Origin of the sequence: Variovorax gracilis (assembly GCF_030317115.1) — a bacterium.
Classification (GTDB): Bacteria; Pseudomonadota; Gammaproteobacteria; order Burkholderiales; family Burkholderiaceae_C; genus Variovorax; species Variovorax gracilis.
Genome location: NZ_JASZYF010000001.1, coordinates 842,623 through 855,160, shown reverse-complemented (window position 1 = coordinate 855,160; position 12,538 = coordinate 842,623). Strand labels below are relative to the sequence as shown.

General features: G+C 67.5%; 10 protein-coding genes. 5 read left to right on the top strand and 5 right to left on the bottom strand.

Features of this window, described 5'->3' with window-relative positions:
• The first annotated feature begins 46 nt into the window (after window positions 1-46).
• Window positions 47-544 carry a MarR family winged helix-turn-helix transcriptional regulator gene (locus QTH97_RS04060; RefSeq protein ID WP_286566767.1) on the top strand — a complete coding sequence of 166 codons (498 nt, stop codon included), beginning with the start codon at window positions 47-49 and terminating at the stop codon, window positions 542-544.
• A 17-nt stretch (window positions 545-561) separates the two neighbouring features.
• On the opposite strand, the gene QTH97_RS04055 is transcribed toward QTH97_RS04060, so the two are convergent.
• From QTH97_RS04055 to QTH97_RS04045, 3 genes are read right to left on the bottom strand one after another with little or no spacing between them, the layout of a single operon-like run.
• On the bottom strand, window positions 562-1,632 hold the full coding sequence (locus QTH97_RS04055) for a mechanosensitive ion channel family protein (protein WP_286566765.1): 1,071 nt from the start codon (window positions 1,630-1,632) through the stop codon (window positions 562-564).
• Window positions 1,632-3,821 carry an FUSC family protein gene (locus tag QTH97_RS04050; protein WP_286567097.1) on the bottom strand — a complete coding sequence of 730 codons (2,190 nt, stop codon included), beginning with the start codon at window positions 3,819-3,821 and terminating at the stop codon, window positions 1,632-1,634. The genes QTH97_RS04055 and QTH97_RS04050 overlap by 1 nt, the downstream gene beginning before the upstream one ends.
• 41 nt (window positions 3,822-3,862) lie before the next feature.
• Window positions 3,863-4,891 carry an inositol monophosphatase family protein gene (locus QTH97_RS04045; protein ID WP_286566764.1) on the bottom strand — a complete coding sequence of 343 codons (1,029 nt, stop codon included), beginning with the start codon at window positions 4,889-4,891 and terminating at the stop codon, window positions 3,863-3,865.
• A 138-nt stretch (window positions 4,892-5,029) separates the two neighbouring features.
• On the opposite strand from QTH97_RS04045, the gene QTH97_RS04040 reads away from it, so the two are divergent.
• The gene (locus tag QTH97_RS04040; RefSeq protein WP_286566762.1) at window positions 5,030-5,791 is read left to right on the top strand and encodes an RNA methyltransferase; all 762 of its coding nucleotides are present in this window, start codon (window positions 5,030-5,032) and stop codon (window positions 5,789-5,791) included.
• Window positions 5,792-5,827: 36 nt separating this feature from the next.
• Window positions 5,828-6,601 (top strand): serine O-acetyltransferase, encoded by a 774-nt coding sequence (gene cysE, locus QTH97_RS04035; protein WP_286566760.1) that lies wholly within the window; start codon window positions 5,828-5,830, stop codon window positions 6,599-6,601.
• 18 nt (window positions 6,602-6,619) lie between these two features.
• Here the strand turns inward: cysE and QTH97_RS04030 are convergent, their stop codons facing one another.
• Window positions 6,620-8,317 carry an electron transfer flavoprotein-ubiquinone oxidoreductase gene (locus QTH97_RS04030; protein ID WP_286566758.1) on the bottom strand — a complete coding sequence of 566 codons (1,698 nt, stop codon included), beginning with the start codon at window positions 8,315-8,317 and terminating at the stop codon, window positions 6,620-6,622.
• A gap of 118 nt (window positions 8,318-8,435) precedes the next feature.
• Here QTH97_RS04030 and QTH97_RS04025 point away from each other — a divergent pair, with 118 nt between their 5' ends.
• A complete protein-coding gene (locus QTH97_RS04025; protein WP_286566757.1) occupies window positions 8,436-9,218 on the top strand; it encodes an SDR family oxidoreductase in 783 nt (260 codons plus the stop codon).
• 115 nt (window positions 9,219-9,333) lie between these two features.
• Window positions 9,334-10,938 (top strand): methyl-accepting chemotaxis protein, encoded by a 1,605-nt coding sequence (locus QTH97_RS04020; RefSeq protein ID WP_353655617.1) that lies wholly within the window; start codon window positions 9,334-9,336, stop codon window positions 10,936-10,938.
• Between the two features lie 31 nt (window positions 10,939-10,969).
• Here QTH97_RS04020 and QTH97_RS04015 read toward each other — a convergent pair whose 3' ends face one another.
• A complete protein-coding gene (locus tag QTH97_RS04015; protein WP_286566756.1) occupies window positions 10,970-12,373 on the bottom strand; it encodes a TolC family outer membrane protein in 1,404 nt (467 codons plus the stop codon).
• Between the last annotated feature and the right edge of the window lie 165 nt (window positions 12,374-12,538).

Genomic DNA, 12,538 nt, shown 5'->3' with positions numbered 1-12,538 from the left:
CCGGCATTCAATTGATCTAATCAATCATTCCCCGGACTAACCCGAGATGACCGCACCTCGACCGCTTGACGACCTGCTCCTGTACCGGCTCTCCCGGCTGCTTGCCGTCGCGGGCAGCATGGTGATCAAGCTCTGCGAGGGCCGCTTCGGCATCACGCGGCGCGAGTGGCGCCTGCTCGCCACGCTCGCCAGCCGCGGCGAGCTGAGCTCGTCGCAGTTGGCCGAGCATGCCCAACTCGATCGAGCCCGGACCTCGAAGGCCTTGGGTTCCCTGGTCGCCAAGGGATTGGTGTCGCGCGAACACCCGGCTGGCGACCGAAGGCTGGTGCAGCTCACCCTGACCGAACGCGGCCGCGGGCTCTACGACGAGTTGTTCCCCTTGGTGACGCGGATCAACGCCGAATTGATGGGCGCATTGGACGCCACCGCTGCCGAACGGCTGGACGAATCGCTTCGCGTGCTTCAGATGCGCGCGGAGCGCATGGCGGGGGAGGCCGTGCTGCCCAAGGCCGACCGCGGGCGACGAAGCGCGGGCCCCGGCTGATCGAATGCGCGACGGCCTCAGTCCGCCTTCATCCTGGCGGATTGCAGCGCCGCCTCGCCGTCGAAGCGCATCTTCGGCAGGAACTGCGGATACTCCCGCTGCATGAAATCGATGAGGCCTTCGCGCACCGTGCAGCGCAGGTCGAATGCCAGCGCCGAAGAGGCGGCCGTGCACAGCACCCGGATCTGCATGGTCCGCTCGGTCGCGTCGGTCACGCGCAGGTTGAAGAAGCGGCCGTCCCATTCGGGCGCCGCCTTGACGATGCGCTCCACCTCGGCCCGCAGCGGCGCGAGCGGCATGCCGTAGTCCGCGAACACGAAGACCGACCCGAGCAGTTGTGAATCGTGGCGCGTCCAGTTCTGGAACGGGTGCTCGATGAAATAGGTGAGCGGCAGGATGAGCCTGCGGTCGTCCCAGATCCGCAGCACGACGAAGGTGCCGGTGATTTCCTCCACACGCCCCCACTCGCCTTCGACCACCAGCACGTCGTCGAGCCGGATCGGCTGCGCCAGCGCGATCTGCAGGCCGGCGATGAGATTGCTGAAGACCGGCTTCGCGGCCAGGCCGGCGACGATACCGATCACCCCCGCCGACGCCAGCAGGCTGGCGCCGACCTGGCGCGCGCCGGGGAAGGTCATGAGCATCAGCGCGCCGCCCGCCACCAGAAGCACGGAGTTCGCAGTGCGGGCCAGCACGCGCGCCTGCGTCAGGATGCGGCGGGCCTCCAGGTTGTCCCTCACGTCCGACGGATGCTGCTTGACCATGCCCTCGGCGAATCCGCTGACCGCGCGGATCGCCAGCCACGTGCCGGCCGCGATCAGCAGCAGGCCGTTCAGGTGCCGGACGTTGCCGATGAAGCGCAGATCCTCGGGCGCCGCCTGCCAGATCAGTTGCAGGGCGACCAGCGGCAGCACCACCTTGGCCGGCAGCTTGATGTGCAGAAGCGTCGTGTACAGCGCCGGCACGGAACGCGTGATGCGCTCGAGCACCATGCCGCCGACGCGATGGATCAGCAGTGCCAGCGGCACGGCGATCAGGGCCGCTACGAAGGGGCCGAACCACGGGTTGGCGAGCAATTCTTTGACCATCAGGCTGCCTTGGGATCGTTCTCCGAGAGCGATTGCAGGATGCGCGCCGCATCGTCGCGCAACTGTGCCGCAATGCCGGTCGCCAGGTCGAGCCGGCGCAGGAGCCACGGCGTGACGTCGTTGTCGAAGGGGTCGGGCAGCGGGATCGGGCCGGCGAGGGTGTTGGCGGGTGCGCTTTCGGGCATCGCGGGGCCGCCGGTGGGCGGGGCGCCGATCATGGCCTCGATGCGCTGCGCCGTGCGGGCCAGCGGTCCCTCGATCTCGGCCGGGGTCAGGCGGTCGCGCCGAAGCACGAGCATCGACTTGACCGCGCTCAACTGCGCCAGCAACTGGTAGCTGTGGGCCTGCAGGTGCTCCAGTGGTTCGAGCGGCGGCTGTACGGCGCGCGGCTCCGACAGCGAGCGCTGAGTGGCCTGCACCAGCGCCGAGAGGCTGTCGTAGGCTTCCCGGCGCGCGAGCCGCCATTCGAGTTCGGGGCTGGTGTCCACCGACCGGAGCTGGCCGAGTCCCAGCGCGAGGCGTGCGTGGCGTGCCTGCGCGGTGAGTGTGCGTGCGACAAGCGCGGGGAGCTGGCTGCGCTCCCACGAGGGCAGCACGTAGCAGAAGGCCCATGCCACCGCGGCGCCGATGAGCGTGTCCGCCACGCGCTCGAAGAGCGCGAAAGTGGTGCTCATGCCGGTGTTCAGCATGTGCGCCTGGACCAGCCCGAGCACCGTGGCCGCGACAGAGGTGATGAGATAGCGGCGCACCGCGAATCCATGCGCGATCGCCTGCGCCAGCGTCATGGCAAACAGCAACGCCAGCGGCGTCGGGTGTGCGGAAAGCAGCGCGACCGCGAACACGCAGCCCAGCAAGGTGCCGGCCACGCGGCTGTTGCGGCGTTCCAGCGTCTGCGACAGGCTGCCGCGCAGCACGACCACGATGGTCAGCAGGATCCAGTAGTCATGCGAGCCCCAGGGCATCGCCAGCGCGATGCCGTAGCCGGCCGCGATCGAGAGCGCGGCCCGGATGGCATGGCGCAGCGGAGGCGCGTCCCAGTTCCACAGCGCGAGGAAGGGCCGCCATGACCAGTCGGTGGGGCTCACGAACATCTGCCAACTGGCGCGTACGACGGCCAGGTCCGGTTCGATGTCGCCGCGCGCCAGTGCCGACAGGCGCAGCACCTCGTCGTTGATGTGGCCGATGCGGCTCGCCAGCCCGCGGGCGAGCACGGCGGGCGTGGGGCCGGTGTAGCCACCTTTCGGCGCTGCGTCTTCGGTGAGGTGGATGGCCGCGAGCTGGGGGCGGCGGTCGACCACCACGGCCGGTTGGCGGCCGAGCAGCAGCGCGTCTGCGAGCGCCATGGTGTCGTCGGCCAGCTCTTCGAGGATGCGCCGCATCTCGACCAGTGCAGCGGCATGGCCGGGATGCGCCTTGAGTGCGTCCAGATCCAGCTCACTCGCCAGCAGCAGGTCGCGCAGTTCGAGCACCGTCATCAGCATGCCCGCAAGCTGCTGCCGCCGCGGCGTGCGCGGGGATTCGAGCACGATGTCGCGCGCTGCCTGCAACTGGTCGGCCAGCGCGGCCTGTTCGCGCAGCAGACGGCCGAGCAGCGAGGCGGGCACTTCGCGCACGTCGTCGGATTCGTCCACGGGCGTGAATTGGCAGGCCTCGGTGCGCATCAGCGCGCCCAGCGACAGCAACAGGTCAGCCATCGTCTGCACGCGGTAGCGGGCGTTGAGCGCGAGGTTCGCGAGCGTCGCGTAGATGACGTACAGACCGGCGCCGAGGCCGAAGTACAGCGTGCGCTCCACGGCTTCCGCCATGCCTGTGGGCGTGGGCGTCGCCATCGAGAAAATCATCGAGAACATGACCGCGATGGCGATCGGGATGCCCCGCTTGCCCCAGGCCATCGCCAGGAAGGCGATGAAGGTCGCGGGCACCAGCAACAGGCCCAGGCGCAACGGTGCCGCATGCAGCAACTGGACGCAGAAGAACAGCGGCAGCCCGATCAGCGGCGCCGGGAGCATCTGGAAGAACTTGCCGCGGCGCGGGGCGGCGAGATCGGGCGGTGCCGTGACGATCACGCCGACCGAGGCGGCGGACGCCGCGAGCGTGCCCAGGAACAGGTGCACGCCCCCCGAGATCAGCATCAGCCCGAAGGCGACCGACACGCCATTCGCGATGTATTGGCTCAACGCCACGCGCATCGCGGCGCGGCTACGGTCTGCGGCCGCGCGATGCGCGTGCATCACTTGGCGGGGGCGTCGCCCTCGGCGGGCGTGGCGGGTGCCTCGCGGCGGATGCGCGTGAGCTTGCGCTGCACGGGTGCCTTGTCCGCGGGGGCTTCGGTCGTCTCTTCGGTATCGGAGACCATGTCGACCGTGCTGCGCGCGTAAGTGTCGGCCGCCGAAACCGACGGGTCGACGGCGCGCACGCGGTCGCTGGCGCGCAGCTTGTCATCCACGCTGGCGAACTTCGAGTACTTGGCCAGCAGCGGCACCAGTTGGCCGTAGATGCGTGGGGCGCCCGCGAGGCATTCGCGCTGTTCGAGGAAGTCGGGCTCGCCGGTGAAGTTGCCGATCAGGCCGCCCGCCTCGGTCACGATCAGCGAGCCGGCTGCCACGTCCCAGATGTTGAGGCCGGTCTCGAAGAAGGCGTCGGTGAAGCCAGCAGCGACGTAGGCCAGGTCGAGCGCTGCCGCGCCGGGGCGCCGCAGGCCCGCCGCGCGGGGCATCAGGTCGGCCATGATGGCCAGGTACTGCTTGAAGTTGTCGCCCGTGCGGAACGGAAAGCCCGTCGAGATCAGGCATTCATGCAGGCGCGTGCGCTTGCTGACGCGCAGCCGGCGATCGTTCATGTAGGCGCCGCGGCCCTTGGTGGCCGTGAACAGATCGTTGCGGCTCGGGTCGTAGATGACGGCCTGCTCGATCTTCCCGCGCACCGCCAGCGCGATCGACACGCAGTAGACCGGGAAGCCGTGGATGAAGTTGGTGGTGCCGTCCAGCGGATCGATGATCCACACGTAGTCCGAGTCCTTGGCCCCGTGCTGGGTGCCCGATTCCTCGGCCAGGATGCCGTGCCCCGGGTAGGCGGTGAGCAGCGTCTCGATGATCGCGTGCTCGCTCGCGTGGTCGACTTCGGTCACGAAGTCGTTGACCTGCTTCTGCGAGATGCGCACGGCTTCGACGTCGAGCGCGGCGCGATTGATGATGGCGCCGGCGGCGCGTGCGGCCTTGATGGCCACGTTGAGCATGGGGTGCAGGTTGGGGGACGACATGAATTGTGTGAAGAACGATAAAGGGCGGTATGTGGATGCGGCCCCCTGGAAAGCGGCCCGGCGATGCGGGCAGCGAGAATCGGGGGATTTTACCGGCTCCGCTGCATCGGCACTTGCGGCCCCTTTTTTCGATCTTCCATGCGTACCCGATTCATCCTGATCCAGACCAGTCACGCCGGCAACGTCGGCGCTGCCGCCCGCGCCATGAAGACCATGGGCTTCGGCGACCTGGTGCTGGTCGCGCCGCGCTGGGCCAACGTGCTGCGGCGCGAGGAAACCATCCAGCGCGCGAGCGGTGCGCTCGATGTCCTGGCCAACGCCCGCATCGTCGAGACCCTGGATGAAGCGCTGGACGGCGTCACGCACCTGTGCGCCACCGCGATGGTGCCGCGCGACTTCGGCCCGCCGACCCGCACGCCGCGCGAGCACTTGGAGCCGCTCGCCGAAGGCGAGGAGCAGCACGTGGCCTTCCTGTTCGGCTCGGAGCGCTTCGGCATGCGCAACGAGGACGTGTACCGCTGCAATGTGGCGCTCAGCATCCCGACCGACCCGCAATTCGGCTCGCTGAATCTCGGCGCCGCGATCCAGGTGGTGGCCTACGAATGGCGGCTGGCCCTCGGCGGCTACGAGGTGCGCGATGCGACCGCGCCGGTGCGCGCGGCCGATGCGAAAGCGGTGGCGGGCATGCTCGACCACTGGGAGCGCTCGCTCGTGGACATCGGTTTCCTGGACCCGGAAGCTCCCAAGAAGCTGATGCCGCGATTGCAGCAGCTGTTCAACCGGGCCCAGCCGACGCAGGAAGAGATCCACATCCTGCGCGGCATCGCCAAGGCCATGACCGACGCAGCGCGAGGCGGCCCGAAAACCCCATCCCCTGTACGCGAAGACCCGGGGTTATAGACTGCCCGCCCCATATCCATATAACAACAAGCAAGCATGTTCTCGCGGCTGCGTTCCGATATCCAGTGCATCCTCGACCGCGATCCGGCGGCCCGCACGCGCTGGGAAGTCCTGACCCTCTATCCGGGCCTGCATGCCATCGTGCTGCATCGGCTGGCGCACTGGTGCTGGACCCACGGCCTCAAGTGGTTCGGCCGCTTCATCTCGCACATTTCGCGCTGGTTGACCGGCATCGAGATCCACCCCGGCGCGATCGTCGGCGACCGCGTGTTCTTCGATCACGCCATGGGCGTCGTGGTGGGCGAAACCGCGGAGATCGGCGATGGCTGCACCATCTACCAGGGGGTGACGCTGGGTGGCACCTCGCTCTACAAGGGCGCCAAGCGCCATCCCACGCTGGGCCGCAACGTGGTGGTCAGTGCCGGCGCCAAGGTGCTGGGCGGGTTCGAGGTCGGCGACGGCGCCAAGATCGGCAGCAACGCGGTGGTCATCAAGCCGGTGCCCGCCGGCGCGACGGCGGTGGGCATACCGGCGCGGATCATCCCCTCCAAGACCGGCGAGAGCGCCGACCTGGCCCAGCCGGGCGCCAAATTCTCAGCCTATGGCGTCACGCTGGAGGACGACCCCGTGAGCCAGGCGATGAAGGGCCTGATCAACATCGCATCGGGCCAGGATCACCAGATCGCGCTGCTGTGGCAGGCGATCGAGAGCCTGTCGGCGCAGCCCGGCAAGAAGGACTGCGTGCCGTGCGACGCGGCGAAGGACGAGTCCTTCGAGGCGGACCGGCTCACCCAGTTGATCGGCAAGTAAGCCCGGCCGATCGTCCGGTCACATCCCCACGTAGTTGGGTCCGCCGCCGCCTTCGGGCGTGACCCACACGATGTTCTGCGTCGGGTCCTTGATGTCGCAGGTCTTGCAGTGCACGCAGTTCTGCGCGTTGATCTGCAGGCGCTCCTTGCCGGTGTTCGTGTCGGGCACGAACTCGTAGACGCCGGCAGGGCAGTAGCGGCTCTCGGGGCCGGCGTACTCGGGCAGGTTGATCTCGGTCGGCACCGCGGCGTTCTTCAACGTCAGGTGCGCCGGCTGGTTCTCCTCATGGTTGGTGTTGCTGATGAACACCGAGGAGAGCCGGTCGAAGGTCAGCTTGCCATCGGGCTTGGGGTAGTTGATCTTCTTGGATGCCGACGCGCGCTTGAGCCGCTCGTTGTCGGACTGGTGCCGATGGTGCGTCCATGGAATGTGCCCGCGCAGGACGAACTGTTCGATGCCGGTCATGATCGTGCCGACCGTCAGGCCCTTCTTGAACCACTGCTTGAAGTTGCGCGCCTTCTTGAGTTCGGCGTGCAGCCAGCTCCGCTCGAAGGCGGCGGGGTAGGCGTTGAGTTCGTCGTGCTGGCGGCCCATCGTCACGGCGTCGTACGCGGCCTCGGCGGCGAGCATGCCGGTCTTGATCGCGGCATGGCTTCCCTTGATGCGGCTCGCGTTCAGGTAGCCGGCCTCGCAGCCCACCAGCATGCCGCCCGGGAACACGGTCTTGGGCAAGGAGAGAAGGCCGCCCGCGGTGATCGCGCGCGCGCCATAGCTCAGGCGCTTGGGTGCCTTCAGGCCCTTGTCCTGGCCTTCGAAGTACCAGCGGATGTTCGGGTGCGTCTTGAAGCGCTGGAACTCCTCGAAGGGGCTCAGGTAGGGATTCTGGTAGTCGAGGCCGACCACGTAGCCGATGATGACCTGGTTGTTCTCCGCGTGGTACAGGAACGATCCGCCATAGGTGTCCGAAGGCAGCGGCCAGCCCGCGGTGTGCACGGCCAGGCCGGGCTCGTGGCGTGCGGGGTCGATCTCCCACAGTTCCTTGATGCCGATGCCATAGCTTTGCGGATCCTTGCCCTCGTCGAGCTTGTACTTGGCAATCAACTGGCGGCCCAGGTGGCCGCGCGCGCCTTCGGCGAACACCGTGTACTTGCCGAGCAGCTCCATGCCGAGCTGGAAGTTCTCGGTGGGTTCGCCGTCCTTTCCGATGCCGAGGTTGCCGGTGGCGACGCCGCGCACCTTGCCGTCCTCGGTGTAGAGCACCTCCGCCGCGGGGAAACCGGGGAAGATCTCGACGCCGAGGTTTTCCGCCTGCGTGGCCAGCCAGCGCACCACGTTGCCGAGGCTCACGATGTAGTTGCCTTCGTTGTGGAAGTTCGGGGGCAACATGAAGTTCGGCACGCGTGTGGCGCCGGTTTCGGTCATCAGCAGGAAGGTGTCCTGCGTGACGGGCTGGTTGAGCGGCGCGCCCAGTTCTTCCCAGTCGGGCAGCAGTTCGTACAGCGCGCGCGGGTCCATGATCGCGCCCGAGAGGATGTGCGCGCCCGGCTCCGAGCCTTTTTCGAGCACGACGACAGAGATGTCCTTGCCATGCGAGGCGGCCAGCTGCTTCAGCCGGATCGCGGTCGCAAGGCCGGCGGGGCCGGCGCCGACCACGACCACGTCGTATTCCATGGCTTCGCGGGGTCCGAACTGGGCGAGTATTTCGTCGTGCGTCATGTGGGTCTCGTCGATAATGATTTGAGGGTGCGAGGCACCGCGGTGGGCCGGGTCATTTTATGCGTCGGTTGCATGCGTTCCGGGCCGTCGCATTGGCGACTCCAACAGGATCATCCCCATGGCTTACAGCATCGATCTTTCAGGCCGGGTGGCCTTTGTCACCGGTGCATCGAGCGGCCTCGGCGCCCAGTTCGCCAAGACCCTGGCCCGTGCCGGCGCCGCGGTGGTGCTGGCCAGCCGGAGCACCGACAAGCTCAAGGAACTGCGCGCACGGATCGAAGGCGAAGGCGGCGACGCGCACGTGGTCGATCTCGACGTGACCGACATCGACAGCATCAACGCCGCCGTGGCGCGCGCCGAAACCGAGGTCGGTCCGATCGACATCCTTGTCAACAACTCGGGTGTGAGCACCACGCAGCGGTTGCAGGAGGTGTCCGGCGACGACTACGACTTCATCTTCGACACCAACGTCAAGGGCACATTCTTCGTGGCGCAGGCGGTGGGCAAGCGCATGCTGGCGCGCGCCAAGGGAGCGGCGCCGGGCACCTACATCGGCGGGCGCATCATCAACATCGCGTCGGTGGCGGCACTCAAGGTGTTGCCGAAGATCGGCGTCTATTGCATGAGCAAGGCGGCGGTGGTGCAGATGACCAAGGCGATGGCATTGGAATGGGGGCGCTTCGGCATCAACGTCAACGCCCTGTGCCCTGGCTACATCACGACCGAGCTCAACGAAGAGCACTGGGTCACCGACGGCGGCCAGAAGCTGGTGGGCATGCTGCCGCGCAAGCGGGTCGGAAAGCCCGAGGACCTCGATGGGCTGATCGTGCTGCTCGCGAGCGGCCAGAGCCATTTCGTCAACGGCGCGGTCATCGCGGCCGATGACGGCTTCGCACTCTGAAGCTGAAGCGGCATGCCCGGGCGGCGTAGACCGGCCTGGAGCTGTCCGGGACGAGGCTGAAACGTAACAGTCCGCGGCACCCCCTTCAGGACCGGCGCCCGCTGCCGATAGCGGAGTGAACCACTCCACCGTTCGAGCCAGCATGTTCCTTTTCCTGAATCTCCGCGCGATGAGCATCGCGAGAAAGCTTGGTGTTCTCGTCTGCGGCGCCATCATCGGCGTTGCCGCACTCACCGCGCTGTTCCTTCATTCCGAGCAGAAGCTCATCATGGAAGAGCGCCAGGCGGGCGTGCGGCAGGCGGTCGAGACTGCACATGGCTTGCTGACCTACTACCACGGCCTGGCGCAGTCCGGCGCGCTCAGCGAGGCCCAGGCCAAGGCCCAGGCGATGCAGACCCTGCGCGGGCTGCGCTACAGCGGCAACGAGTATTTCTGGATCAACGACATGGAGCCCCGGATGGTCATGCATCCGATCAGCCCCAAGCTCGACAACCAGGACCTGTCGGGCAACAAGGACAGTTCGGGCAAGGCGCTCTTCGTGGAGTTCGTGAAGACGGTGAAGGCGAGCGAGGCGGGATTCGTGGCCTACGAATGGGCCAAGCCGGGGAGTGAGAAGCCGGTTCCCAAGGTGTCCTACGTCAAGGGCTTCAAGCCGTGGGGCTGGATCGTTGGCTCCGGCGTGTATGTGGACACCGTGCAAGCCGCGATCGTCCAGCGCCTGATCGAGTTTTCGGCCTGGGCGCTGGCGCTGGCTGGCATTCTGTCCTTGCTCGGATGGGTCATCTCGCGCGACCTGCTCAGGCAACTTGGCGGCGAACCCGCCGCCGCGACCGAGGTCGCACACCGCATCGCGAACGGTGAGCTGGCTGCCCGCGTGGTTCTGAAGGGCGGCGACGAGTCGAGCCTGATGCATGCGATCGAACACATGCGCAGCAGCCTGGCAAAGGTGGTCGACGAGGTGCGCACGGGCACCGACCGGATCGCCGCCGCTTCGAGCCAGATCGCGACGGGCAACCAGGACCTGTCCTCGCGCACCGAGGAGCAGGCCAGTTCGCTGGAGCAGACGGCAGCGTCGATGGAAGAGCTCACCAGCACGGTGAAGCAGAACGCGGACAACGCGCGCCAGGCCAACCAGCTGGCGGCATCGGCCTCGGAAGTGGCCATCGAGGGCGGCAAGGTCGTGGGCCAGGTCGTCGAAACGATGGGCTCGATCAACGAGTCCTCGCGCAAGATCGTCGACATCATCGGCGTCATCGACGGCATCGCCTTCCAGACCAACATCCTGGCACTGAACGCGGCCGTCGAAGCCGCGCGCGCCGGGGAGCAGGGCCGGGGCTTCGCGGTGGTGGCGGCCGAGGTGCGCAACCTGGCGCAGCGCTCGGCGGCGGCGGCCAAGGAGATCAAGGGCCTCATCGACAACTCGGTGGACAAGGTCGGCGCGGGCAGCGCGCTGGTGGCCGAGGCCGGCCAGACCATGGACCGGATCGTCGCCAGCGTCCGGCGCGTGACGGACATCATGGGCGAGATCACGGCGGCGAGCCAGGAGCAGACCTCGGGTATCGAGCAGATCAACCAGGCGATCACTCAGATGGATCAGGTGACGCAGCAGAACGCGGCATTGGTGGAGCAAGCCGCCGCTGCTTCGCAATCGCTGCAGCACGAGGCCGGCGACCTGTCGCAGGTGATGAGCGTCTTCAGGTTGGAAGCGGAACTTCGATGACGTTCTTGGGCGCGCCCAAGGCAGTACACGGTCAGCGCGGACGCGCGACAGGGGCCGTGCTGTCGACGGCCGGCCTGCCGTCGAGCGCCAGGGTGGCGTTGAGGGCCACCAGGGCGTCGGGCGTCAGCGTGCCGTTCGCCTGGCGCAGTCGCAGGTCGCCCAGCAGCACGTTGTAGCGCGCCAGCGCCAGGTCGCGCTTGGTCTGGAACAGCTGGCTCTGCGAATTGAGGACGTCGATGTTGATGCGCACGCCGACCTGATAGCCCAGGCGGTTGGCGTCCAGCGCAACCTGGCTCGATGCTTCCGCGGCCTCGAGCGCCTTCACCTGGCTGGCGCCCGACATCAGCCCCAGGAAGGCGGCGCGGGTCGACACCGAGACGTTGCGTCGCGTGTTGTCGAGCGCGGAGCGCGACTGGTCTTCGAGCGCCAGTGTTTCCCGCACCCGGTTCTCGGTCGCGAAACCCGCGAACAAGGGCAGGTTGAAGACTACGCCGATGCTGGCCGCATGCACCCGCACCTTGCCGGTCGAGATGCTGGTGGTGGTGCCTTGCGGATTGTTGGTGACGTTGTAGCCGAGCTGGGCATCGAGCGTGGGCTTGTGGCCGGCCTCGGCCTTGCGGACCTCGAGCTCCGCGACCTCCACTCCGAGCGTCGCCTGCACGATCGCCGGGTGCCCGGCCTCGGCCTGCGTGAGCCACGCATTCACATCGCTCGGTGTCACCACGGGAAGCACGACCGGGGCTGCGAGCGGCGTCGGCACGCTGCCGGCCTGCCCGACCAGTTGGTCGAGGACGATCTTCTTGACTTGCAGGTCGTTCTCGGCCGCGATCTCCTGTGCCACGACGAGATCGAAACGCGCCTGCGCCTCGCGGGTGTCGGTGATGGTCGAGGTGCCGACTTCGAAGTTGCGCTTGGCCGAGGCGAGCTGCTCGGCAACGCCGATCTTCTGGGCCCGCACCAGCGCGAGGCTGTCCTGGCTCGCGAGCACATCGAAGTAGGCCTGGCTGACGCGCACCACGAGGTCCTGCTCGGCCAGCGTCAGTTGCGCGCGGGCAATCTCTTCCTGTCGCTTGCTCTGCTGGTAGGCGGCCCAATTGGCGGGTCGATACAAGGGCTGGGTCGCGTTGATGCCCGCGTTCTGCGCATTGAAACCGCGCGAGAGCGAGTTGTTGTCGGTCGTCAGGTCCTGTTCGGTGAATGAGGCGCCTGCCGTGACGCCCACAGCGGGCAGGATGCCGGCGCGCGCCTGCGCCGCCCTGGCCACGCTCGCCGCGTACTGGGCACGCGCGCCTTGATAGACGGCGTCATAGCCCTGCGCCGACCGGTAGAGGTCGACGAGGCTCTGCGCTTCGGCGGGCGCTGCGGCGAGCGCCAGGAGCAGCGCGATCGACGTTGTCGCCTGTGTGGCGTGGCGGCGTGACAGGTCGTGACGCATGGATACGTTCTCCTTGAATGGATGAAGAAGCGCCGCGCGCAAGAATCCACCCCCGTCACCCGGTCGAAACCGAGTTACGAATGCTTGCCGGCTTGTGGTGCAAGCGACTGGACAGCCTTTACGAAAAGGCGTAGCCGCCCGGTGGCGCTATTGACGCAACTTGTG